This window comes from Pontibacterium sinense (genome assembly GCF_015209595.1).
In the GTDB taxonomy this organism is placed as follows: Bacteria; Pseudomonadota; Gammaproteobacteria; order Pseudomonadales; family Balneatricaceae; genus Pontibacterium; species Pontibacterium sinense.
The window spans coordinates 24693-49790 of the sequence record NZ_JADEYS010000010.1 but is presented as its reverse complement, the minus strand read 5'-3'; the positions used below and the strand labels follow the sequence as shown (position 1 = coordinate 49790).

General features: G+C 52.0%; 26 protein-coding genes and 1 pseudogene. All 27 read right to left on the bottom strand.

Translation table 11 applies throughout. The annotated features are described in order from the left end of the window. Positions 1 to 7: 7 nt before the first annotated feature. Positions 8 to 1288, bottom strand: a pseudogene (locus IOQ59_RS11175) (multidrug effflux MFS transporter); the annotation flags it as partial. A 298-nt stretch (positions 1289 to 1586) separates the two neighbouring features. Further along, the gene (locus tag IOQ59_RS11170) at positions 1587 to 2456 is read right to left on the bottom strand and encodes a porin (protein ID WP_193953374.1); all 870 of its coding nucleotides are present in this window, start codon (positions 2454 to 2456) and stop codon (positions 1587 to 1589) included. Between the two features lie 475 nt (positions 2457 to 2931). After that, on the bottom strand, positions 2932 to 4125 hold the full coding sequence (locus IOQ59_RS11165; protein WP_193953373.1) for a LysR family transcriptional regulator: 1194 nt from the start codon (positions 4123 to 4125) through the stop codon (positions 2932 to 2934). 317 nt (positions 4126 to 4442) lie between these two features. Further along, positions 4443 to 5375 (bottom strand): flavin reductase, encoded by a 933-nt coding sequence (locus IOQ59_RS11160; protein WP_193953372.1) that lies wholly within the window; start codon positions 5373 to 5375, stop codon positions 4443 to 4445. Positions 5376 to 5429: 54 nt separating this feature from the next. After that, the gene (locus IOQ59_RS11155; RefSeq protein WP_193953371.1) at positions 5430 to 5621 is read right to left on the bottom strand and encodes a 4-oxalocrotonate tautomerase; all 192 of its coding nucleotides are present in this window, start codon (positions 5619 to 5621) and stop codon (positions 5430 to 5432) included. Between the two features lie 40 nt (positions 5622 to 5661). Further along, positions 5662 to 5853: a 2-hydroxymuconate tautomerase gene (gene thmT / locus IOQ59_RS11150; RefSeq protein ID WP_193953370.1), complete on the bottom strand. Its 192-nt coding sequence runs from the start codon at positions 5851 to 5853 to the stop codon at positions 5662 to 5664. 165 nt (positions 5854 to 6018) lie between these two features. Beyond that, positions 6019 to 6825, bottom strand: coding sequence for a 2-oxo-3-hexenedioate decarboxylase (dmpH, locus tag IOQ59_RS11145; protein ID WP_193953369.1), 807 nt, complete (start codon positions 6823 to 6825; stop codon positions 6019 to 6021). Then, a complete protein-coding gene (dmpG, locus tag IOQ59_RS11140; protein ID WP_193953368.1) occupies positions 6825 to 7865 on the bottom strand; it encodes a 4-hydroxy-2-oxovalerate aldolase in 1041 nt (346 codons plus the stop codon). The genes dmpH and dmpG overlap by 1 nt, the downstream gene beginning before the upstream one ends. A gap of 15 nt (positions 7866 to 7880) precedes the next feature. Next, complete coding sequence (locus IOQ59_RS11135) at positions 7881 to 8792, bottom strand: acetaldehyde dehydrogenase (acetylating) (RefSeq protein WP_193953367.1); 912 nt, start codon at positions 8790 to 8792, stop codon at positions 7881 to 7883. A 10-nt stretch (positions 8793 to 8802) separates the two neighbouring features. Further along, positions 8803 to 9588: a 2-oxopent-4-enoate hydratase gene (gene dmpE / locus IOQ59_RS11130; RefSeq protein ID WP_193953366.1), complete on the bottom strand. Its 786-nt coding sequence runs from the start codon at positions 9586 to 9588 to the stop codon at positions 8803 to 8805. 196 nt (positions 9589 to 9784) lie between these two features. After that, on the bottom strand, positions 9785 to 11245 hold the full coding sequence (locus tag IOQ59_RS11125; protein WP_193953365.1) for a 2-hydroxymuconic semialdehyde dehydrogenase: 1461 nt from the start codon (positions 11243 to 11245) through the stop codon (positions 9785 to 9787). Positions 11246 to 11318: 73 nt separating this feature from the next. Beyond that, the gene (locus IOQ59_RS11120; RefSeq protein ID WP_193953364.1) at positions 11319 to 12242 is read right to left on the bottom strand and encodes a catechol 2,3-dioxygenase; all 924 of its coding nucleotides are present in this window, start codon (positions 12240 to 12242) and stop codon (positions 11319 to 11321) included. A 37-nt stretch (positions 12243 to 12279) separates the two neighbouring features. Continuing rightward, positions 12280 to 12591 (bottom strand): 2Fe-2S iron-sulfur cluster-binding protein, encoded by a 312-nt coding sequence (locus IOQ59_RS11115; protein WP_371871858.1) that lies wholly within the window; start codon positions 12589 to 12591, stop codon positions 12280 to 12282. Between the two features lie 32 nt (positions 12592 to 12623). Next, the gene (locus IOQ59_RS11110; RefSeq protein ID WP_193953362.1) at positions 12624 to 13115 is read right to left on the bottom strand and encodes a universal stress protein; all 492 of its coding nucleotides are present in this window, start codon (positions 13113 to 13115) and stop codon (positions 12624 to 12626) included. A gap of 110 nt (positions 13116 to 13225) precedes the next feature. Next, the gene (locus tag IOQ59_RS11105; protein WP_193953361.1) at positions 13226 to 14542 is read right to left on the bottom strand and encodes a TRAP transporter large permease; all 1317 of its coding nucleotides are present in this window, start codon (positions 14540 to 14542) and stop codon (positions 13226 to 13228) included. A gap of 3 nt (positions 14543 to 14545) precedes the next feature. Continuing rightward, positions 14546 to 15097 (bottom strand): TRAP transporter small permease, encoded by a 552-nt coding sequence (locus tag IOQ59_RS11100; protein ID WP_193953360.1) that lies wholly within the window; start codon positions 15095 to 15097, stop codon positions 14546 to 14548. 13 nt (positions 15098 to 15110) lie between these two features. Then, complete coding sequence (locus IOQ59_RS11095; protein ID WP_193953359.1) at positions 15111 to 16130, bottom strand: TRAP transporter substrate-binding protein; 1020 nt, start codon at positions 16128 to 16130, stop codon at positions 15111 to 15113. A 304-nt stretch (positions 16131 to 16434) separates the two neighbouring features. Then, a complete protein-coding gene (locus tag IOQ59_RS11090; RefSeq protein ID WP_193953358.1) occupies positions 16435 to 17391 on the bottom strand; it encodes a PDR/VanB family oxidoreductase in 957 nt (318 codons plus the stop codon). 189 nt (positions 17392 to 17580) lie between these two features. Continuing rightward, positions 17581 to 18345 carry an SDR family NAD(P)-dependent oxidoreductase gene (locus IOQ59_RS11085; protein WP_193953357.1) on the bottom strand — a complete coding sequence of 255 codons (765 nt, stop codon included), beginning with the start codon at positions 18343 to 18345 and terminating at the stop codon, positions 17581 to 17583. Positions 18346 to 18355: 10 nt separating this feature from the next. Next, positions 18356 to 18835: an aromatic-ring-hydroxylating dioxygenase subunit beta gene (locus IOQ59_RS11080; RefSeq protein WP_193953356.1), complete on the bottom strand. Its 480-nt coding sequence runs from the start codon at positions 18833 to 18835 to the stop codon at positions 18356 to 18358. Between the two features lie 26 nt (positions 18836 to 18861). Further along, positions 18862 to 20139, bottom strand: a complete 1278-nt coding sequence (locus IOQ59_RS11075) for an aromatic ring-hydroxylating oxygenase subunit alpha (protein ID WP_193953355.1) — start codon at positions 20137 to 20139, stop codon at positions 18862 to 18864. Between the two features lie 54 nt (positions 20140 to 20193). Further along, positions 20194 to 20715 carry a nuclear transport factor 2 family protein gene (locus IOQ59_RS11070; protein WP_193953354.1) on the bottom strand — a complete coding sequence of 174 codons (522 nt, stop codon included), beginning with the start codon at positions 20713 to 20715 and terminating at the stop codon, positions 20194 to 20196. Positions 20716 to 20749: 34 nt separating this feature from the next. Next, positions 20750 to 21109: an IacB protein gene (locus IOQ59_RS11065; protein ID WP_193953353.1), complete on the bottom strand. Its 360-nt coding sequence runs from the start codon at positions 21107 to 21109 to the stop codon at positions 20750 to 20752. A 58-nt stretch (positions 21110 to 21167) separates the two neighbouring features. Further along, on the bottom strand, positions 21168 to 22316 hold the full coding sequence (locus tag IOQ59_RS11060; protein WP_193953352.1) for an acyl-CoA dehydrogenase family protein: 1149 nt from the start codon (positions 22314 to 22316) through the stop codon (positions 21168 to 21170). A gap of 24 nt (positions 22317 to 22340) precedes the next feature. After that, positions 22341 to 23456, bottom strand: a complete 1116-nt coding sequence (locus tag IOQ59_RS11055; protein WP_193953351.1) for an amidase — start codon at positions 23454 to 23456, stop codon at positions 22341 to 22343. 606 nt (positions 23457 to 24062) lie between these two features. Then, positions 24063 to 24536: a MarR family winged helix-turn-helix transcriptional regulator gene (locus IOQ59_RS11050; protein ID WP_193953350.1), complete on the bottom strand. Its 474-nt coding sequence runs from the start codon at positions 24534 to 24536 to the stop codon at positions 24063 to 24065. A 318-nt stretch (positions 24537 to 24854) separates the two neighbouring features. Continuing rightward, on the bottom strand, positions 24855 to 25067 hold the full coding sequence (locus IOQ59_RS11045) for a hypothetical protein (RefSeq protein ID WP_193953349.1): 213 nt from the start codon (positions 25065 to 25067) through the stop codon (positions 24855 to 24857). Positions 25068 to 25098: the final 31 nt, after the last annotated feature.

Sequence of the window (25098 nt, the reverse complement as noted above, 5' to 3'; positions counted from 1 at the left end):
GACAATGTCATACGGTGACCGGTTTTTCACAACCCTGACAGGCTCGCCATATGGCAAACAACGCCAGACCACCCAGCAACGCAAAGCCGCCAACAATTGGTAACACTGTGCCGTCAAACAACTGGCCAACGACCGTGCCCATCGACACCGCAATAAAAGTGGATACTGCCCCAACAATCGCTGAGGCCATCCCTGCAATGTGGCCAAACGGTTCCATCGACATCGCGTTCAGGTTGCCAAACAACAACCCCACGCAAAACAGAGTCAGCAGCAGATAGGCCATCCATAACCACAGCGGAGGCACACCACCCAACACATAAAATAAAGGCAAGGCCAGCAACGAAAAAGCCGTAATAAATAACGTCGCCGTCAGTGCCAGTGAACGCATGCCAAACCACATCACCAGCCGGGAGTTGGTGTAAGACGCCGTCCCAATGCTGATCGCCAGCACCGCAAAGTACACAGGGAACATCGCCCCCAGATCGTAAAGCCCCTGCAAAACCTGTTGAATCGAACTGAGAAAGCCAATAAATGCCCCGAATACAAAACCCAGTGCGATCATGTAAGACAGCGCAGCGCGTTGCCCGATCACTTCTTTGATATTCGCCAGTACACGTTTTGCTGAGATGGGAATTCGACGTTCCTGCGGTAAGGTTTCATGCTGTCTTAACCCAAACCACACCACTGCGATCAACGCCAATGCGAGCAGCAAGCCGAAAATTTCACGCCAGCCCGCCACCAGTAACACACCCTGCCCCAATAACGGCGCAACAACCGGACAGAGGATAAATATCGTCATAATCAGCGACATCACCCGCGCCATCTCTTTGCCTTTGTATTGGTCTCGTACAATCGCCACTGTGACGATACGCGGTCCCGCCGCACCCAAGCCCTGTAAAAAACGTCCGACCAACATCGTTTGCAGATCCTGTGCAAACAGAGAGAATAAGGTCCCCAAAATAAACAGGGCAAATCCCAGATAGACGGTAGGCTTCCGGCCTTTCGCATCCGCCAGCGGTCCATAGATCAGCTGCCCCGTGGCAACCCCCAGAAACACCACCGAGATAACCAACTGGATATCATTGGCCGCAGCCACATTGAGCGCGACGCCCATCTGATCAAGCGCCGGTAACATCGCATCAATCGACAGCGCCACCAAACACATGATTAAGGCCATCAGGGCAACAAATTCGCCAAACCCGGCACGGGCTGGATCGGACTGAGAATTGGATGATGGATCAGACACTTGCTGATCAGACATAGGCAATGCCTCGGGACAGACTAAAAAGTTGAAAAGGAAAGTTAACTTCCTTCAGTTTATGCCCAGACAGCCCGAATAAACACAGCACCTGACGAACGCTGTGTTGCCAATATTGCTTTCAGCCGCTCTTTCAGCGAAAAAAGCGATAAGAGTGCAGCCAAACCCCAAATACATAGGGCTTCAATAAAAAAGGAGGGCTGGCGACAACCCTCCAAACAAGCATATCCAACTAATTTTGTTAAACGCAGGACGACTAGAAGGGGTAGCTATCCTGCGGTTTAACGAACTAGCAAACACTAAAAACTGGTTTCACCAGGACAAGACCTTAGAAGTCGACTCGATAACCCACTTCAACGCCATCGGACGCACCCTGATCGGTGTACGCTGCAAAGACGCGTGCCTGTTTACCCAACTTCTGACGCACCTCGACAGACCACTCTTCGCTCGCTTCGTTATCATCGTCGCCGTAGTTGGCCAACAAGAGTGTATTACCCATCGCATATGAACCGGTCACAACGTAAGAACTTTCAGCGCCAACATTTCGTTCATCGTCAGCGATCCGGGCAGCCAGATAAACTTTGTCAGATTTATAAGACGCCGTTGCAGCAGTCACGTTCGCATCGATATCCTGAAACCCAACGGTAGACGCAGTGAAGGCTAATCCACCCGTGGCATATTTGGCAGACAGGTTGTAGGTATCTACATCTTCACCGTTTCCGTTACTGTCCGCAGTGATTGCACCAGCAAACTGGAAACCGCCAAACTTCGGTGAAAAGTACTGAATCATCGCTTCACGTGTATAACGTGCAGCGTAACCTGCGCTCAGAGGGCCGGTGGTGTTATCAACCTGATGAACCGGGAGAATGGTCCACAATGCAAACGAGGTCCATTGCTTACCCATAAGGACGGTACCGAAGTCACCCGCAATACCAATACTGCCTATTCGGCCTCCGCCAAGTGCACCGGCTTCTGTATCCAGCGCTTGTTCAAAACGAAAAAGCCCTTTCATCCCGTTATAGAGTTCGGTACTGCCTTTGATTCCGATACGTGACGTGTTGTCTGCAATATTAAGGCTCTGGTTATCCAGATTCTGCATTTTGATGCGCATAGAACCATACAAGGTTGCATCAGCCTGCGCGGCCATTGGAGCAGCCATCACTGCAGCTGTTGCAAAACATATAGCTTTAAATTTCATACTTCACCCTGCTTTTTTAGCGAGTTTTATTTTTAGGTGGTGCTGAGGAACCTACGAACAAGTCCGAGACTTTCTCTGCGGGAGATAAAACAGCTTTATGTGCGAAAGGCAGTGCAGTGGAATGACTGGTCCTTTCCAAGCTGCCTGACAAAGCAGAAAGCTGTTTTAACACCCGCCCTTCGGGGCTTTTAGAGCAACCCGATCTCTACGTTAGCGATTTACGTCCGGCAGGCGATCCTGAGGCAACCAGCATGGCTGTAATCGTTGCCTTGATCTCGAATTGCTCTAAAAGCCAGAGTCGTTTCGGACTTATTCGCAGGTTCCTTAAACACCGGCTGTCGTAACCGTTCTAGAATCTCACCTACGAATAAAGGGGATGAAATATATAAATCTGAATTCACAAAATTCTATACCATTGGCGACACATTAATTTAAAAACAAAAGACAAACCCTATAAACACACATATAAAAACCCTTATTGACTAATAGATTCCACAAAACTTTCTTGCATAGCGGTTGGCTGCCACCCGCTCCGAACAAAAACAGACTCCGAACAACTGTGTTGTTCAAGGTCTATCGACAACAACTTTAACCGCCCTAACTCAAATAAACATTTCACTTGAGATAATAAGAAAACACCTAAACTGTTGCTGCCATCAACGAGCTTTAAAGCTAAATCAATTGAATTAGCTTCAATGGTTTTTTCAGGTACTGCCCCAATCTCTTTCCATAGTTCGGAAGTATTCCGGTTGTTTATGGCATAGTTTGAACTAACCACCCACGGAAAGGAGGCCAGGGTTTCATCACTAATATGATCTGCCGCAGCCAGCGTATGGGTTGCGCTTACCGCGACCACCAAAGGATCACTGAACCTCGATTTTTTGGATACGATGCCACTCAGAGACTCCTCTGAATCGGCATGTCCGATAACAACGTCGATCTCCCCAGCCCTGAGCCGCTGCAACTGCTCACGAACGGTTCCATCTTCGATAGATACTCTGCAATTTGATGCTTGAGAGGCAAACTCAGAAATGTGATGAAATAACGTCGAGTTGTCCGCATCTGCGACGCAACCAATGGAGAGATTAACCCCGTCAACACTGCTCTTAGGGCATATTTCGCCCAATCCCTCGATGATCTCTCGGACTGCACTGGTCACCGACAGATTCAGTTGTTCTGCAGCAGGCGTGGATTCGATCACCTTTCCTTTCCGCTGAAACAAGGTCAGCTCCAGATTCTCTTCAAACTCTCGTACTGATCGATGAATAGCGGATGCTGGAACACCCAGGATGGCTGCTGCTTCGCTAAAGCTCGTGACACGCGCAACCGTCATAAAAGCCTTTAATTGATTGCTTGTTGTAATATGCAACAAGCGTTTAACACGATGGATATCGCCTAGAGCGTCTTTAAAACCGTTATCTAAATGCTCGAATGCATGCTTAACCTTGGAATAAAGAAAACGCCCCTCATCCGTCGCATAAGTCCCTTCAGGAGATCGACTAAAGAGCATCGTCCCCGCCAATGCTTCCATATTAGATATGGCCTTGCTTATCGCAGGCTGCGAGACATGTAAAAAACTTGATGCAGAGGTAATACTTTCACACTCAACCACCACCATAAAGGCACGCAGATGACGAAGATTAGGAATCTTTTTTATTATATTTTTCACAACCTACTCCAGTGTTTTAAGGCACTAAATCAAATTATTTATTCAGCTCAACCAAGCAACTCCACTTATCAAGTTTATAAAAGAAAAACATAAATACAGGGCGATAACTTTTTCATAAAGCAGTAGAGGTTATGAGCTATCTATTCCTAATAGACACAATAAAAACCCTCATTTGTTTTCATCTCTCAAACACGCCTTGTATACAGAACGTAATCTACAAAATCCTATCGGTACCGTACTCAGGCCTTTTGTTCAAAATCGACAAGGTACATCTGAAAATGGAGGCTATCTCTTTAGCCCCCATCAGACCCAATCCATCACGCGCTTTGTGTTGCCAGAATGGCCTTCAGTCCGTCTTTCAGCTGACGGGCTTGTTCTGCAGGCAACGCACACAGTGCATCGGCTTCATGGCACTTAGCGATACCCAGTAACTTGTCCGCCAAAGCAGCACCTTCAGCACTCAGTTCCAGCGTATCGTTGGCCGCCAACACAACCAGACCACGATCCTGCATCCACTCAGCAGTCTGACGCAGGGCTACGGATGGCTGCATCACCAGCGGTGCCAATGCATCGATCTGCATAGCACCGTTATCCAGCAACATCGCTAATACACGCCACTCTTCCGGATTCACACCTTCGGCCTGCATTTTTGGGTACAACTCGGCGCTGAAACGGTTGTAGGTTTCACGCAGCAGGTACAGCAGGTAATCCCCGACAAATTCGCCGGATGCATTTTCAGAATCGCCTTTGGAAGCTACCGGATGCTGACTCGATACGGCATAGCTACCCCGCGCAAAGACCAGCGGTGCACTGGCATCGTTGTAACGGTAATCCAGTACTTCACCGACAAGAATCAGGTGATCGCCGCCTTCATACACCGCCCAGGTTTTACATTCGAATTGCGCAGCATAACTGTCCAGAATCGGGCTACCGCCGACACCGGCGCTGTAGGCCACATCTTTGAACTTGTCTTCACCACGGCTGGCAAATCGATTGGAGGTTTCCACCTGATCACGACCCAGCACGTTCACCGCAAAATGCTCAGTATTCTGGAAGGTTTCCAGACTGTACGCGCCTTTGTCGATGCTCCAGAGGATCAGCGGCGGATCGATAGACACGGAGTTAAAGCTACTCGCGGTGACACCGATAGGCTCGCCATTGCCATCCAGTGTGGTGATGACCGTAACGCCGGTTGGAAACTGGGACAGTGCGCGACGGAAATCGCGGATATCGAAGGTTGTATCACTCATATTAACCACCTGTATTTCTTATTTGTTTTTGCGGGGTGTTCAGCCCGAGGCTACTTACCGGCCCAACTTATCCGCTGACTGCCCACCGATACCGAAGTGCTTCTTAGGTATCTCGTTGATCAGCACCCGTACATTCCCTTCGGGCGCATCCAGTGAATCCATAATTGCATCGGTGACCTTACGAATAAGAGCAGTTTTCTGCTCATCCGTACGGCCTTCCATCATGTTGATCTGTGCGATTGGCATTGCATCGCTCCTTAAATACTTAACCTGTTAAAAGCCTGAGTTAGCGCCCTAGCGTCTGCGCTGATACACCACCAATCCCAAACTCGGTTTTGGGAATCTCGTTAATCAGCACCGTAACGTTCTGCTCCGGTGCGCCGACCGCGTCCATCACTGCATCGGTCACTTTTCGGATCATCGCCTCTTTCTGCTGGTTGGTCCGACCAGCCATCATGTTGACCTGAACAATTGGCATAAATACTCCTAAACAGTCTTTCTCTCACCAGGAGGTAACTGATCCCGCTGTATGGGTTCCCACGGAGGACCGTGGGAACCAGAGCAAATTTTCAGATCCACCTCGTTCCCACGCTCCCGCGTGGGAATGCGGACAGCGTTTTATTTCGCCGCTGAGATAAACGACTTAAACAAATTTGCCGCTGATCGTGCCCAGATCCTGATAGCGCACGCAGAAAGAGTCCCCTTTGTTTACCTGCACGGCAGCGGTAATTGCACCGATCATCACAAAGGAACCGGCTGGCAGCTCTTCACCGCGCTCGCCCAACATATTGGCCAGCATGGCAACTGACGCGGCCGGATGACCCAGCACCGCAGCACCCGCACCCACTTCAACAACTTCACCGTTGATCTCCATCACTACACCCAGATTTTTCAGATCCAGATCGGCCACATCCGCCATACGACCGCCGGTCACAAAACGGGTGGAGGAGGAGTTGTCAGCAATCACGCTTTTCAGATCGAACTTGAAGTCTTTGTATCGGGAATCAATCACTTCGACGGCAGGCATCACAAAATCAGTCGCCCGCAGCACATCACCGATATGCACACCCGGACCTTTCAGCGGTGCTTTAGTCACAAACGCCAGTTCCGCCTCGATCTTCGGGTGGATCAACTCATCATGTTTGATGTCTCCGCCTTCAGGGACCGAGAAGTAATCCGCCAGAAAGCCGTAACATGGATGCTCAACGCCCATCTGGGACATCTTGGCCCAGGAGGTCAGGCCCATTTTCATGCCGACGATTTTGTTGCCGCGTGCTTCTTTACGACGGCGGATTTCCCACTGGATATCAAATGCATCGTCATAGGTCATATCCGGGAAGTCGTCCGTGATTTTGGTGACTTCGTACGCTTCCAGTTCTGCGTTTTCCAGATGGATCGCCAGTTCTTCAATTTGTGATTGAGTCAGCTTATTGCCTTTAACATCAGCCATCAGTTCAGCCCTTTCTCTTTAGCTCGTTCTTGAGACATCGTCAGCGCGAGGTCTTCGATCATGTCTTCCTGTCCACCGACTGTGCCGCGACGGCCCAGTTCAACCAGCAGATCACGTGCAGTGACGCCGTATTTAGCTTCAGCACGTTGTGCGAAGAGCAAGAAGGAGGAGTACACCCCGGCGTAACCCAGTGTCAGCGCATCGCGATCCACCCGGATCGGCTGATCCATAAATGGCACCACCCGGTCTTCGGCCACATCCATGATCTTGTACAGATCAATGCCGTGATCCGCCTGCATGCGCTCCAGCACCGCCACAAAGACTTCCAGCGGCGTGTTACCGGCACCTGCACCTAAGCCAGCAACCGAGCCATCGATACGGAACGCACCGGCATCTACTGCGGCCAGTGAGTTGGCAATCGCCATGCCCATGTTGTGGTGACCGTGGAAACCGATCTGAGTATTAGGATTCAGCTCAGCCCGCAATAGACCGATCTTTTCGGTCACTTCATCCGGCAGCATGTAACCGGCGGAATCGGTGCAGTAGATGCAGTTCGCACCGTAGGATTCCATCAGGCGGGCCTGCTCCAGAATCTTCTCCGGGGTGGCCATATGCGCCATCATCAGGAAACCGACGGTATCCATCTCCAGCTTGGCGGCTAAGCCAATGTGCTGTTCGGAGACATCGGCTTCGGTGCAGTGGGTTGCGACACGGATGGTGTTGACGCCCAGATCTTTTGCCATGCGCAGGTGATCAACGGTTCCGATCCCCGGCAACAGCAGCGCAGAGACCTTGGCGTTTTTCATCTTCGGAATAACCGCACCCAGGTACTCTTCGTCGCTGTGCGCCGGAAAACCGTAGTTCACCGAGGTGCCACCGAGACCGTCACCGTGGGTGACTTCGATCAGTGGCATACCGGCTTCATCCAAACCGGTCGCCACATCCACCATCTGATCCAGTGAGATCTGGTGACGTTTGGCGTGCATGCCGTCACGCAGGCTCATGTCGTGAAGGATGACTTTTTTATCTTTCAAATTCATAGCGTTATCCTCCGCTTAACCGCGATTGGGCAGGGTAATGGAACCGTTCGCCGCTTCTTCGGAAAACATCTCAGCGGTGCGCAAACCGGCCGCTGTCATGATGTCCAGATTGCCCGCATATTTCGGCAGGTAGTCACCCAGACCTTCCACTTCCATAAACATGGAGACACGGTTGCCATCGAACACCGGGCCGTTGACCAGGCGATAACCCGGTACGTATTTCTGCACCTCTTTCACCATCGCGTGGACGGATTCGGTGATCGCGGCTTCGTTCGGTGTCTCATTGGTCAGGCAGTGCACGGTGTCACGCATGATCAGCGGTGGCTCAGCCGGGTTGATAATGATGATTGCCTTGCCTTTGTCTGCGCCGCCCACTTTCTCTACGGCGCCGGCCGTGGTGCGGGTGAATTCATCGATGTTCTTACGCGTACCGGGACCGGCTGAGCGGGAAGAAACCGTTGCGATAATCTCGCCGTATTCCACGCCCTGAACCTGAGATACAGCGGCCACCATTGGGATGGTCGCCTGACCACCACAGGTCACCATATTGACGTTCATCTCCAGATTCTGGGCGTGCTCAGCCAGATTCACCGGCGGTACGCAGAACGGGCCAATAGCCGCAGGGGTCAGATCGATCATGATCACGCCCAGCTCGTTCAGCTTGCGGCTGTTCTCTGCATGGACGTAAGCAGAAGTCGCATCAAAGGCGACACGGATATCGTCTTCGATCACGTGGGGCAGCAAACCATCCACACCTTCGGCGGTGGTTTTAATACCCATCTCCTGAGCACGTTTCAGGCCATCAGATTCTGGGTCGATACCCACCATCCAAACGGGTTCAATCCACTCGGAGCGGAACATCTTGATCAGCAGATCGGTGCCGATATTGCCCGGTCCGATAATTGCGGCTTTGAGTTTTTTACTCATCGTATTTCCCTCAAACAAACTTCACAGACGCGGAACCAATACCGCCGATAGAGACAGACATGTAGTCACCGGCCTGAACCGGCTCCAGTGGTACCAACGAACCGGACAAGATCACTTCACCGGCTTTCAGCGGGATACCAAACTGACCCAACGTATTCGCCAGCCAGGCCACACAGTTCACCGGGCTGCCCAACGCTGCCGCCCCTGCGCCCGTCGAAATGATGGAACCGTTCTTCTCCACCACCATGCCGCAGGTCGCCAGATCCACTTTGCGCGGATCAACTGCTTTGTCGCCCAGAATAAAGAGGCCGCACGACGCGTTATCTGCCACGGTATCTTCGATTTTGATCTGCCAGTTTTCGATACGGGAATCGACCACTTCAAAACACGGAATGACACAATCGGTTGCGGCCAGCACATCCGCGTTGGTCACACCGGGCCCCATCAGGTCTTTCTTTAGGATGAACGCGATCTCACCTTCCGCTTTTGGCTGCATCAGCTGCTCGCTGATCGGCATCTCCTGGCCTTCAGAAAAGGCCATACGGTCGGTCAGAAAACCAAAATCCGGCTGGTGCACATTCAGCATGTTCTGCACCGCTTTGGAGGTCACACCGATCTTTTTACCGATGATGCGTTCACCTGCCGCTACGCGGCGCTCCACCATACGCAGGGAGATGTGGTAAGCATCCTCAATCGTGATGTCTTCGTAACGTTCGGTGAATGGACGCAAGGTGCTGCGGTTGCACATCGCCTCAAACAGCTCGTCACCGCATTGGATAATCTGTTCTTTATTCATCATTCTTCTCTTTTCCGTTTATGCAGCTGGTCGTCCAAGGAACTGACTGCTGCGCGACAGAGGTGGTTTGCCCACGTACTTGAGTCTTGGATTTTGCTTCGGAGCAAGGCGCGAGGCTGACGAGCAGCGGAGTTAACGCCAGTTAATGAGCACGCGCAGGAAGACTCGCAACGCAGCGCCGGATCAAAAGACAATCTCAAAGTTTGAGGCAGACGTTTTTAAGCTCGGTATAGAACTCCAGCCCATGCACGCCACCTTCGCGGCCAATACCGGACTCTTTCGCCCCCCCGAACGCGGTACGCAGATCTCGCAGGAACCAGCTGTTCACCCACGCGATGCCCACATCCAGTGACTCGGCTACACGGCAGGCGCGGGACGCGTTCTCGGTCCAGATCGCCGCAGACAGGCCGTACTTGGTATCATTTGCCAGCTCAATCGCTTCTTCTTCCGTATCGAATGGACGGATATGGCAGCACGGACCAAAGATCTCTTCATTCACCACACGGGCATCGTCCGCCAGACCGGTCCAGATGGTCGGTTCTACCCAGGCACCCGCATTCAGATCGTCGCCCATTTCAGGAACACCGCCACCGATCACCACATTGGCACCCTCTTCTACCGCCAGACGGTAGTAAGAAAGCACTTTTTCCTTATGTTCCTGACTGACCAGCGGACCAAAGTCGACGCTGGCATCTTCCGGACGCCCCAGCTTGAGCTGCTCCACGCCCTCTTTCAGGCGCTGTACAAACTCTTCGAAAACCGGACGTTCCACGTAGACACGTTCGGTGCCCAGACAAACCTGCCCACAGTTCACAAAGGCTGAACGCATGGTGCCTTCGATCGCTTTATCCATATCGCAATCAGCAAACACAATGCCCGGGTTCTTGCCGCCACATTCCAGAGAGATGTTGCGTAAGCCCACGGATGCAGCCCGCATGATGATCTCGCCGGTACGGGTTTCGCCGGTGAAGGTAATGGCGTTTACATCAGGGTGTTCGGTCAGGTAAGCACCCGCGGAATCGGGTCCAAAACCGTGTACGACGTTGTACACACCTTTTGGCACACCACATTCGTTCATCACTTCACCGAGCAAGGTGGTGGTGGCAGGTGTTTCTTCGGACGGCTTCACCACGACGGTGTTACCACAGGCCATTGCCGGACCGACTTTCCAGGTCATCAACAACAGGGGCAGGTTCCACGGACTGATCACCGCGATCACACCTTTAGGCGTGCGGTGACCGTAGTTCAGTGCACTTTTGCCGTCAGGGGTATCCAGCTTGAAGGCTTCGGTTGGATGGTTCGCCAATGTCTCGGAAAAGGCTTTAAAGTTGGCTGCGCCTCGCGGAATATCGATGTGTGAGGCAATCTTGTGCGGTTTGCCGGTGTCTTTGCATTCAGCATCAAGGAATTCGTCGAAACGCTCGTTGATGCGGTTGGCAACTTTATCCAGCAACTTGATACGCTCGGCCTGGGTCATCTTGCCCCAAGGCCCTTTCATCGCCGCTTTTGCTGCTGCCACGGCCGCCGCCACTTCCGGCTGACCGGCTTCATGCACCATTCCAATCAGGCTGTTATCCACCGGGTTGCGGTTTTCGAAAGTTTTTCCGCTTTCAGTGGTAACGAATTCACCGTTAATAAAATTCTTAAATTCTTTCATGTTGTGTCTCGGGAAGATGGCTAATTCCGTGGGTTTCAAATGCCCGACAGGGTCTGCCGGGCATACCGCCTGCTTAGGTCAGTACGGTCAGGAAGCGTTCGTTCAGTACACGATCGTGATAGAAGATCGCTTTACCTAAGTCTTCGGCTTTCCAGGTCACCGGCTCGTGATCCGGATAGTGATAATCACCACCACAGAACACTTCGTTGCGGTTGCCGGATGGGTCGAAGAAGTAGATGGTTTTACCGTGGGTCAGGCCGTGACGAGTCGGGCCAATATCGATAGAGGTATCGGTCATGGAGATCAGATCGGCCGCGCGCAGCACGTCTTCCCAGGTTTCAAGGAAGAAGGACGCATGGTGGAACTTGCCGGGTTCAGGACATTCGATGAATGCCACATCATGGGCTTTCATGCTGGCGGTTAAAAACGCCGCCGCACGATTGCCTTCCGGATCGATCACCTGCTCAGCCAGATCAAAACCCAGAACATCACGGAACAACTCATAGGTTGCTTCAACGTTCGGTCCGTACAGCAAACAGTGGTCAAAACGGGTGGCTTTCATCCCTTTCAGGTCGCGTGGCCAGGCTTCCGGGTTCACCTTGGACAGACCCCATTTTCCGGTCTGTTCTTTCTCCGCATAAAGTTCGAACTGATGCCCTGTTGGCGCAGCGAAACGGATACGACGGCCACAACCGTTTAACTCACCCGCCGGAATCTCTTCCACCTCACAACCGTAAGCTTTCAGATCTTCTTCCAGCTGGCCCAACACATCACTGTTCAGCACTTTGTAACCCATGAAATCCATACCCGGCACATCTGCTTCACGCAGCACCACCGAGAACTTATCCACTTCGGTCCAGCCCTTCAGATAGACCCGGCCTTGAGAGTCCGTTTCTACTTCGATCAGCCCCAGCAGATCACGGTAATGGGCCAGTGCTTCTGTAATATCCAGCACACGAATCTGGACATGACCGGGACGAATGACGCCTTTTCTCATCTTCTTATCCTCTTTACTTTCTTATTGTCAGGATTGATCAGCACTCGTTTTTCTTATCGGTCTCACAGTCGTGGCCTGATATTTCCAGTGCAGGGATCGCCTCAATACAGAGATCACTGCGGGGAAAAATCCGGCACGCCAACGCCAAACCGTCTTTTTCTTCCTGTTCTGAGATATGAGCGCGACTCATCCGTTTCCGCTCATACTCACCGCTCAGGACGCGGATCTTGCACACTCCACAACCGCCACCGCGACAGCCCACATCAAGGGCTTTTGTCAGCTGCTGCTCCATCCCCACCAGCAAGGTTTTATCTGCCGGGCAGTGGAACTCAGCCTCGCGATTTTTCACTTGTATTCGGTGATCCGTTGCCGTCATGGTGGTTACGATTTCAGTGGCACGATCAACATCGGGCGATCACACAGCTGCAGCACACTTTGCGCAGTGGAGCCGACAAAAAACCGGCCCAGCGCCGAATGAGTGCGGGTGCGGGTACCCATCACAATCAGATCGACATTCAGTTCATCAGCCACCTGAATAATGGTTTCCGCTGCCGGACCTTCCTCAATCCGTGCCAATGGACGGTGTTGCAGGGGCAAACGGTTCTGCAACTCTTCGTCATAAAACTGCTCGATCCGGCTTTCCATCAACGCTTTCAGCTTGCTCATCCCACTCTGGCGCATCTCCTGCACCGAGCCATGACTCATGTACCCGTCGAGCAAAGCTTCCGTCGCATCACTGGCAGGCTCCACCACGTTGAGAAAGGTGATCTGCGCGTTGTGCTTAAAGGCCTCTTTGGCGGCCAGCACAAAGGCCGGGCGTGCACTTTCTCCCAGATCAGAGGCGTACAAAATGGTGTTAATTTCCGGGATCATTGATTCAGCCCTTCCTTACATCGCTCATGTTAAAAAGCTCAGTGTTAAAACGTTCTGCGTTAAAAAGCGCCCCTGCGACCCGAATCGTCAGGGGCGAACTCCTGCGTTAATCACCCCACCATATTGGGCAGCGCCAGAGAGATAGCTGGGACCGTCGCAATCAGTACCAGACGCACGATGTCTGCGATCCAGAACGGGGTCACCCCACGGAAGATCGTGGCCAACTTCACATCCGGCAATACGGTTTTCAGGACAAATACATTGAGTCCCACCGGCGGTGTGATCAGGCTGATTTCGGTGACAACCACCACCAAGATGCCAAACCAGATCAGATCAAACCCCATTGCCTGCACCAGTGGATAAAATACCGGCACTGTTAGCAGGATCATCGACATGCTTTCCAGCACACAGCCCAGCAGCACATAGATCCCCACAATCGCCAGAATCACCAGCACCGGACTTAGATCCATACCCAGCACCATGTCCCGCAGCGCATCAGGCAAACCGGCCAGATTGATAAAGTTGGAGAACAGCACCGCACCGATCACCAGGAAGAACAGCATGGCAGTGGTACGTACCGCACTGACCAAGGTATCGGTCAGACGTTTGAAGGTGAGGCTGCGACGCAATAAGGCGATAAAGAACGCACCTGATGCGCCAATACCGGCGGCTTCTGTCGGAGTGAATATGCCGCTGTAGATACCGCCCATGACGACGATAAACAGGCCACAAATCGCCCAGACATGCTTCACCGCCTCCAGCCGTTCCGCCCATGTGGATTTCACACCCGCCGGACCCGCTTTCGGTTTCAGATGCACGGTGACGGACACCGCAGCCATATAGAGCACAATGCCAATAAAACCGGGCAACAGACCCGCGATAAACAGCTTGCCGATATCCGTTTCGGTCATGATGCCGTAGATCACCAGTATCACACTGGGTGGAATCAGGATGCCCAACGTACCCCCGGCAGCAATCGAGCCACTGGCCAGACCATCGGAGTAGTTGTATTTACGCATTGATGGCATCGCCACTTTCGACATCGTTGCAGCGGTTGCCATTGAGCTGCCACACACGGCGGAAAAAGCACCGCAAGACACCACCGTCGCCAGTGCTAACCCCCCTTTGAAATGCCCCAGAAAGGCATTCGATGCGCGGTAAAGCTGTTTGGATAACCCTGCCTCAGTGATGAAGTTACCCATCAGGATAAACAGCGGCACCACTGAGAGGCTGTAGGACAAGCCGGTCTCAAACGCGACTTGAGAGATCATATTGAACGCTGCGTCCCAGCCACGCGGGTTACCAAACTCTTCAACCTGCACGTAGGCAAAACCACACACTCCAACGACACCCATCGCCACACCCAGTGGCACACGGGCAAAAATAAAGATCATTAATACGGCAAAGCCGATCAGACTGATTTCCATGCCTTACTCCACCTTGCCTTGCGCGCCATCACCGTGGCTGCTAAACAACTTCTGGCCGCGCTTAAAGATCAGCATTACGATCAGTGCCAACGTCGAAAGCGAACTGCAGATCGCCATCAGAAACACCAAACCTGCGTACGGAATCTGCAAGACGGCAGTGGTGTCTTCGTATTCGTAGGTACGGATCGCAAACTTCCACAACATCCAGGACAACATGCCAAAGGCGGCAATATTGACCACACCGATCAGGATGTTTTGCAGCGGTTTAAGGAATGCCGGAACGGTTGAATCCAGCAGGTCTACATCCACATGGGCACTTTCAGCCGTGACCATGGGCAGACCCAGAAAGATCAATGATGCGAGTAACAGCTCTGTGATCTCGAAGCCACCCGGAAGCGGCGCCGAAAACAGATCCCGCCCCACCACATCCACCAGCGTGACAGCCATCATCACAAACATGACGCATGCGGCGGTGTAGGCGAGCACCCGCTCGAATAAGAATTCGAGCGAGCTGACCCACATCTTCGGTTTAAACAAAGATGCAATGAAACTCATAGTCGGGTCTCGGTTACTGGTTATAGCTGGCAGTGATCTGGCGCAGTTCGTTCAGTGCAGCCGCACCGTCAACGCCACGTTTCTTCGCTTCCTTGATCCACTCACCTTCCAATGTAGCGGTGCGCTGTTTAACCGAATCGATAAACGCATCATCGGCCACAATCACTTCATTGCCATTCGCCTTCAGTGCGCTCAATGCCGCTTTGTCAGCCTCATCCCAGGCACGGCCGGCCATCTTGGCAAACGCTTCACCGGAGACACGCATGATTGCGTCCTGATCTTCTTTCGAAATGTCGCGGAAACGATCACGGTTCATGACCAGAAAGAAACTGATGTTGTACAAACCACCGGGCACCACCGTGGTGTGTTTCACCAGATCCTGAATCTTGAAGCCCATCACAGATTCCATCGGCAGCAAGGTCCCGTCGGCCACACCGTGAGACAGCAGCTCGTAGCTTTTAGAGGCTGGCTTCAATAGCGGTACCGCTTTCAAAGAGCTGGCAACATCATTCACAACCCCCCCGCCCACGCGCATTTTCATGCCAGACAGATCGGATACGTTGTTCACGGTTTTCTGGCTGTTGTGGATCAAACCCGGACCGTGTGTGAAGACACTCAGCAGTTGTGTATCTTTGTGCTCACGCGCCTTTGAGAGGTATTTCTGATGCACCCGCCAGTAAGCCACGGACAACGCTTCTGCACTGTCGCCGCCAAACGGCAGTTCCACCGCTTTTGTCATCACAAAACGACCCGGTGTGTAGCCATGCACGCTGTAGGTGATATCAGCCAGACCATCACGCGCGATGTCATAATGCACTTTGGGATGCCCCAGACCTTTCGCCAGAATATTGACTGTGACACGACCCTCAGTCACTTCTTTGACCTGCTCTGTCCAAGGCACAATCATGTTTTTAACCACCGGATGCGTGGGTGGTAACCATGAAGACAAAGTCAGTTTTGTTTCCGCATACGCCGTGCTGACACTGGCTGAGAATACGATGCCAGCAACAACTGTTTTGAATACCTTTCTCATGCTTCTTTTCTCTTGGTATAGCGGCGTTTTCTGGCCTGAGCCACGCCTATTTATTGTTATTTACCAAAGAATGCTGCAACCCGGTTTCAGGCGGGCTTTAGCGAATGTAGCTATGTAACTTCAGATAGAACTTCAGATAGAACTGCCAACAGATTCGGGATTACCAAATAGTTTACTTTTCAACCATTTAAAGACAGACCTCTGCCCTCACCCGGTCAGTCGGCTGCACTAAAGTGCCCGGCAGATCAGCGGTATCTCATGCTGGAGACGCTCACCTGCGGAGCACACGCCCTGCTACCCGATATCAGATATCCAGCACCAGCTTGTCGGTTTTCGCACGGGAGCAGCAGAGTACGATCTGATCGTTATCCTCACGCTCCTCCTCAGTCAGAAATTTATCGTTATGCTCTGGCGTACCTTCCAGCACGTCACACAAACAGGTGCCACACACACCCTGTTCACAGGACACATCCACTTTGATGCCAGCCTCAGCCAGCGCATCCACGATGGTCTGGTTTTCACCAACGATCACCGAGACACCACTCTGCTCGGCGACCACTTCAAAGCTCACGCCACTGGTATCGACGTCTACGTTGAAGTACTCAAAGTGAATATTGTCTTTGGCGTAACCCACCGATTCAGCGGTACCAATCACCCAATCCATAAAGCCGGATGGACCACAAACATACATATGCGAACCATCAACCGCGGGCACCAGTACCTGCTCCGGGTTAAAACGCTGATCATCACCAGCATCGTCAAAGTGCAGGTGTACTCGGTCACCAAACTGCGCGGCCAGCTCATCGAGGAAACCCGCACTACCACGAGTACGGCAGCAGTAGTGCAACTCAAACTCTTTACCGGCCGCTTGCAAGGTGTAAGCCATTGTCAGCATTGGCGTAATGCCGATACCACCACCGATCAATACCGTACGTTCGGCATCCAGATTCAGCGGAAAGTGATTACGCGGCGCACTGACCTGAAGTTCAGTACCCGCTTTGAAATTGGCATGAATCGCGTCAGAACCACCGCGAGACTGAGGATCTTGCAAGATACCCAGACGATAATGATCCGTGCTCGCCGGATCGTTGCTAAGAGAATACTGACGCACAATGTCGGGTGTCACATGCACATCAATGTGGGCACCCGCTTCAAATACTGGCAGGTCGGCACCGTCTTTGGCTGTGAGTTCAAACACCGCCACTGCATCGGCCTGATCCTCACGTTTACTAATAACTACGTCGATTAATTGATCGCTCATGATGTCACCCTTACAAATTAGTTCTTGCCGGTTTTCCCCGGCGACCGAACTGGCGTGAAAGCGTTACGAGCGCAGATAAGACAAGGCAAAAATTGGCGAAAAGGCGCAGTTTACGAGCAGTAAATGAGCACTTTGAGCTGATTTTTAACGCGGTATTATCAAGCGCAGTAGCTTTCACGAAGGTTCGGATCAGCGCATAAAGATCCCGCCGTTTACGTCCCAGGCTGCACCTGTGACAAAAGAGGCATCAGGTCCCGCCAGCTTGGTGACCATATCCGCCACAAAGTCTGCGTTACCCAGTTCTTTCACCGGGATCATGTCGTTGATGATCTGTTCCAGACGCTCAGCAGGCACCAGTTCACGCACAGACGGCAGATCCATCGGGCCCGGCGCAACCGCGTTAACCGTCACTTTTGACTCGGCCAGTTGACGAGCAAAGATCTTGGTCATGGTCAGAATTGCGCCTTTAGTGGAGGCATAGTGAGCACCCGATGCAGTGCCTCCGTTTTGCCCCGCCAGTGACGCCATATTGACGATGCGACCGTAGCCGTTGTCGGCAAAGTACTGACCAAACACCTGACAACCAAAGAAGGTGCCACGCAGATTCACACTCACCACCTTGTCGAACTCTTCTGGAGAGATCTCCATCACGGGTGTGGTCGGGGTCATCGCAGCATTGTTCACCAGCGCGCTGACCTTACCGAAGCGTTCAATCGACGCGTGCAGTGCCGCTTCAAAGTCCGTTTTGAGCAACACATCCAGCTTCAAAGCCAGCACACGTTCAGCGGTTGCGTCGATCTCGCGCGCGGTCTCTGCAGCACCCGCTTCGTTGGCATCAGTGATCACCACCGCAAAGCCCGCATTGAACAGGCTCTGAGCAATCGCTTTGCCCAACCCCTGTGCTGCACCCGTCACCAGTGCAACCTGTTTTGAGTCCTGTGTAGTCTGGTTCATGATCACCTCCTTACAGGATGTAGCCGATGCTGCTGAGATACGCGTCGGAGTTCTGCAGGCGAATCACTTTTTCCTCAATACGGAATTCGTTGTCCGCTTTCAGCAGCGTGTAAGTCACATCAGCCGGATAGCTGCGCAGGTTACCGTGACGGCATTCGCTCAGGTTCATCGCACAACGTACGGTCACATGTGTGTCGTTGCTGTCCAGAATGCGGAAACGGGACATGGCACGAACCGTCTTATCTGTAGTCTGGGTGGATACCGCTTCGCCACTTTCCAGGCGAGCCACACGCAGTTTGCGCATATCAGCTTTGTCGTAGGCGAAGTTCAGCGTATTGGCGAAATCGGTTTCGTTTGGATCGATCGGCACAACGTACACACCGTTATCGGTCCACAGGTTCAGCCACGCCTGATACTCATCAAAATCCAGCATGTCGGCTTCGGTGTTGATGAACGCCGTCACCTGATTCAGCAAATTCAAATCGGTCATTGTTCTGTCTCTCCATTATCAGTCGTTCAGACGGTCATCATCTTTTTCCACTGCTGGTAAGCAGCGCGCATTCCGGTCTCTGAGCACACCGCACCGGACACGTTACCGTCCGGGCTGGTTGTCAGTTTTGACTGACCCCGGTTGAGCAGAATCCACTCGTCACTGCCCGCCTGAGAACCTTTCTGTACTCGCTCCCATGCTTCCGCATCATCCGGCGTACCAAAGCCCATCGGTCCCTGAAAATGTTCATGCAAACGCATGCGCATCTGGTTAAATCCACTCGGCGCACCTTCGCCACCCAGTGCAACGTGATGAATTTCAGTCTCGTTCACGGATATCGGCACCAAGGTGCGGAAGAACGCCATGGAACAAGCAACGTTCGGGAAGAGGTTCAGGTTGAAACCGGAACCGCCAACGGCACGCACCATACGACGGACTTCCAGATCAGAATGACCTTCTGCAGCCAGTTCATCTGCCAACGCCTGAAAACGTTCAGGAATCGCGGCTTCCAGATCGTTGTCCAGATCCACCAGCTCAGGGATCATCACCATCACACTGTGACCGTTACCCAGATCTTCCACGTGACCTTCACCGTCGAGGAAGTCGAATACTTCAGCGGTCTGGTCATCCACGGAGGAAACAAACGACTTATGAACGATTGGGAAGTGGTACGCATCCGTGGTGTTTTCCAGCTGGATCTTCCAGTTGCCCGGGAAACGGAAACGGTGATCGCCCAGCACTTTCAGTGGATAACCACCGCCTTGCTTAATGAACAGATCGATCCATTTCTTTGCACCACCGAGGAAATCTTCCAGCGGCTCCAGATCTTCTTTGAAGGTTGCGAAGATCAGGCCCTGATAGGTTTCAAAGCGCAGGCTCACCAACGGCAGTTCGGATTTTTCGAAGACACCTTCGTACTCTTCTGGTTTAGGGACTGCACGCAGCGCACCGTCCAGTGAGTAACCCCAGCCGTGGTATGGGCACATGAAGCTTTTGGTCTTGCCTTTTTTGCCTTCACACACAGTGGCAGCGCGGTGGCGACAGCGGTTCAGCAGGACGTGGATATTTTTCTTACGGTCACGGCTGACAATCACCGAATGGCGACCAATCATCGCGGTTTTATAAGAACCTACGTCCGGCACTTCACTTTCGTGACCTACCCAAACCCAGGTGTTATTAAAGATCTTGTCCAACTCTTCTTCGAAAATCTCCGGGTGGGAGTACAAAGAGGTGTGGACCTTGTCCGGTTTAATCAGGCTCTCGTAGTCTGCAACTACGGGTTTTACGTCAATCATGTCGGTCATGGGGTTCCCCATTCTTATTATTTGTTTCAATTTTCACGGCCGGAACAGGCTGTATCATTCAGGTACAGGCAGATCAGCGGGCTGATCCCAAGGTGTCGTTACCGGTCGGTTAAATAAGCTTTCGGTCTGAAAGTGGTTCATGCGCCAGATGCCGTCATCACAGCGAAACTTCACACTCAAACGGGCACTGCTCAGCTGTGACTTACCGCTGCTAAAAGTGGAGGTCTGCAGCAGAACCCAGCTACCGGTGGCTTCACCGTCTTGCACATCGATCAGCTCACTGGTCAGAAAATGCACGTTGGTGTCGAAGTGCGCGGGCGGCTGGGTGTACTTGGCAAACATGGCGCGGATCGCATCCTTGCCTTGATGCTGACCGAAAGTTTTGCCATAGCGGCGACCACGGCCTTCCCAGACAGCGTCTTCAGTGAAGAGCACCATCAGATCATCCAGCGGGAAACCCACATCAAGGATGTCGCAGAGGTACATGTACTGGTTCATACAGGTCCGGATCGCTTTTTCATCCTCAAAGGCCTGCAGGCGTTTCGACAGTGAAGCAACAGTTTCGCGGGTAGCCATCAGTTCAACTCCGATCCAGTTATCAGGCCAGAAATCAAGCAGGAACAACGAGTTCGCGGCCGATACGAGCCTCAACTTTGCAGTACTTCCACAGCTTGTACGTGCCATCACCCACCGGCGTGCTACGGAAGAAATCACAGGCAGCAATCACGGTTTCCAAATCCGGCACATCGGCCATGATGTAAGCGGTCCAAGGCGAAGAGGTGGACGGCCCGACCTGAATGCGGTCGTCATCCATGATGCCCAGCACGTTCACATCCGGCAGTTCAGCAATGCCTTTCATCATCGCGCTGAACGCCTGCCATACATCGCCCATCTCGCTTTGCTGTGCATCCATAAAGTTCTGATTAACGCCAATGCAGAAAAGAACCCGGTGTGTAGTGTTTTCGCTCATAACTCTCACTCTTATTTATTGTGTGTCTTGGTCAGATTCAGTCAGGATTACGGTCGGATCACAGATAACCCGGCAGGGGTTTGTGATCGAACAACATAGCTCCGGCATTTTTGTAGGTGATCGCGCCCATGAAGGCGTGCTGGGTACACATGTGTGAATCACGCAGGATGCGGGACAGCGGATGATCGTTGTACGCCCCCGTCATACCGGAGACCTCGTAGGCAATACGGATCGCTTCTGCGCATTCATGCGTCAGGTTGGTAGCTGCCAGACGGATCATGCTGACCTGGTCAGGTGTTGGCTGCCCACCGGAGATGATCACCTCCCAGGCGTCATCCGTGGCTTCGAAGAAGAATGCTCGGGAGGAGCGCAGCTTGGCTTCTGCCTTAGCGATCTCGATCTGTACGTATTCGCGTTCACCCAGATTCGGTGCACCAGTGACCGATTTACGCCCTGCCGCCATGCCGCGTACAACATCGATCGCTTCACGCGCCAGACCCAGCGTAGTGACAGACAGCACCTGCGCGGCAAACGCCAGAGAGGGATACTTGAAGAACGGGTCGTCTAGATTAGGTTTACCACCGCGAGTGAAAGTCCAGTCTTCGGGCACCACCACGTTATCAACGACCAGATCATGAGAACCCGTACCCACCATGCCAATGACATTCCAGGTTTTCTCGATAGTCAGTTTTTCACGTGGCATCACGGCCATACGCGGCAGAGATTCGCCGTCATCCGGCATAATGCCCACGCCACACACCGTCGCGCCCATCGAACCGCTGCCAAACTGCCAGCGGCCTTTGACCTGAAATCCACCTTCGACACGCTTGGCGGGTTGTGGCGGGAAAATGCCACCGGCAAACACCACATCCGGAGTTTCTTTCCACACCTTTTCGATGGTTTCTACCGGCAGGGACGCCAGATACATCGGGTACATGCCAAAGCTGGCAACCCAACCTGCAGAACCGTCTGCAGCGGAGATCGCTTCCACCATTTGCAGAAATTCAGACGGAGACTTGGCATCGCCACCAAAACGCTCAGGTACCAGCGAACGGTAAACACCGATCTGCTTAAAGCGCTCGATAATATCCTGTGAGATATATTTCTGATCTTCGAATTCCTGACGGCGGCTGCGGATGTCTGCGAGCAGAGAATCAAACTCCTCTGCACCACCCCAGGCGGACTTATCTAAAACGTTGGAAGGCATTGTTCAGGCTCCACTCTGTTCTTATTAGGATTGGGAAATAAAGGCGCTCATGATCCGAGCAAGTTCACATAGCAGTTCGTCATCCCCTTTACGCCCCACCAGCTGCAATCCAACAGGTCGCTGATCTTCGGTTTCTAAAGGGATGGTCAGGGCCGGATGGCCAGAAAGATTGAAGGGTCGTACCAGCGCCGAGATCTGCAGATCGGTTTTGCCTGCCTGCGCATCGGCCAGAGACATCGGAAAAGCTGGCAGTGTAGGCATGACCAGTGCAGTGACGGTTTCGAGCGCCAGATCAACCTCACGGGTAAATCGAGCGCGAACAGCTTCAGCCTGCACAATGTCAGCCGGCGAAGTGTCTTTGGCTTTTGCTAATCGCTGCGCGACATCGTCACCCACCTTTCCGGTTGCCAGCAGATGGCCACATGCTGCAAAGGTTTCCGCGTTAATCAGACTCATACCGGCCACAAAAGCCTCATGCATGCCTGTTAGCTCAACTTCTTCAGTGGTCAGCTCGGTACGCTGAATAAACCGCGCAACTGTGCTCTGAATCAGTGGATCGACATCAACGGACACCATACCCAGTCGAATTTCACTCAGGCCATTGAGTGGGGAAAATTCCGGATCAAGAACCTTCATGGCGTTGATCAGCATTTCGCTGGAGTCAGCAAACGGACCGACACAATCCAGTGATGTTTCAGCTGGCATCGCACCACGGCGACTGATGCGGCCGAATGTTGGCTTGAGGCCATATACGCCACAACACGCAGCCGGGACACGGATCGAACCGCCGGTGTCGGTACCAATTGAAAAATCGGCCAACGCTGAGGCCACTGCTACCGCTGAGCCACTAGAAGAGCCACCCGGGATCAGGTCCGGATAGCGATGATTTACAGGTGTGCCCGCCCATTCATTCAGGCCGGTCATACCGTAAGCGAGCTCGTGGGTATTGGTTTTCCCCACCAGACGACAGCCAGCATCCAGTGCCGCTTGTACAACATCTGCATTCCGTTCAGCAGGCTTTGCATCGTCCAGCGCCCGGCAACCTGCTTTGGTTGGCCAGCCCGCTACATCGATGGTGTCTTTCACAGCCACCGACCAACTGTCGCCACCTTGAAAAAAACGCTGAAAAAATACAGTCATCCGCCTACCGCTCGTTTTTGTTTTAGTTGTTCGTATGACGCTGCTTACAGAAGGGCTTGATGAAGCATGGGTAACTATCCGGAACATCCTGATTAGTTTCTGCCCTCTGTAGCGCCATTTCAGAATCGTAATATTCACTTGAATTGTCAACTATTTAAATTTCAACAATCCAAGCAAATACATTTCGCACATGCAAAACCAAAAGACAGTAAAAATGGACGAATTTTTAGTTAAAACAGCGAATTACGTAGGAAATTCGACCTAAAACAACACAACCGCTGTTTCAAGAATGAACCCTATTCTTAACATCAGAAGGACAGATTGTTGCTTTATTAGCACCAAAATCCAGACAAAAACAGACAAAAACAGACAAAAACAGACAAAAAACGAAGGAATAAATTAAAATTCAGACGAGAAAACAGGCGTAAAAGATGAAAAAAGTTAGAAAAATAGCAGAAGGTTTTTTGTGCATAAATCAGACAAAGAACCGATAAAGCACAGCCGTGATCACAACCGAAAATATGTAAAATAGGTCAAACAGGAAGGAAAAAATGCTAAAGGATTGGCATTTTTCACTAAGAAAAATGAGTGAAGATTAGGGGGATATCAGTCCGACAAGTTATCGAACAGCTTACGTAACAGCTGATTACTTTTGCGAATCTGAGGCTCCGTAAAGCCTTTAAATGCTTTTTTGAAAACGCTCTGAGTGCCTTCCAGAACGCTTTCCACGTTCTCGTGCCCCTGATCAGTGAGTGTTACGACTGTCACTCGACCGTCGGTTTCGGATGTATTCACATCCACCAAGCCCTCATCCCTCATACGGTAGACGATCTTGGTAATGGTCGGCAGCTTGCCCAGTGCATGTTCCGCAATATCAGAGATACTCAGCTCTCCATGAATACGCAACAACATCGCCACACGCCAACGGGAGATATCCATATTCATCGGCTTCAGGGTCTTTTCCATCTCCATGGCGTACAAGGAGTTCAGACGGGCTACCCAATAAAACGGAAACTCATCAATCTCGAAGTTGTCACTTGCGGGACGGTATTTTTCCAGTTTTTCAGATCGACCAGCCATGAGTCTCTACCTTTGCTTTCAGTTATCGACCTCCCATAGGCCCGTACCTGAAATCATCAATTAGCCACAAACAGAACACACTTAAAACAACCGCGACACGGTGCCAACGATAGCAAAAATCACGCGACCAGACGAGGGTAATTAGTAGCCGCTATCCAGTGATAGCGAACGAATAGAAGAAATGCAACGATGATCGAACTGAGCAACTTACAAATACGACCAGAAACGCTGAACTGAGCAAGGACAGGAAAAGTGCCGCTCTATCATTCAGTGCGACAAACGCCCTGAATGATTTCCCATGATAATACAGACTAGGACTTAGTCGTCTGCAATGACAAATACGAACTCATCTTTGCTTTCAATCCACTGATCAACCTGCGCACGGCTATTGGCGAAAAATACCACACGAGAGGTAATGCTCAGCTCACCGTTGTTTCCGAGGTTATGCAAATATACCCACCAGCTATCAGCTGCGGCCTGACGGATTTTATATACGTTACGAATAGGTGCAAAAGCAAAAGTTTTAGTCATTGTCTCGGTCTGTTTAGGTCAAATACACCAT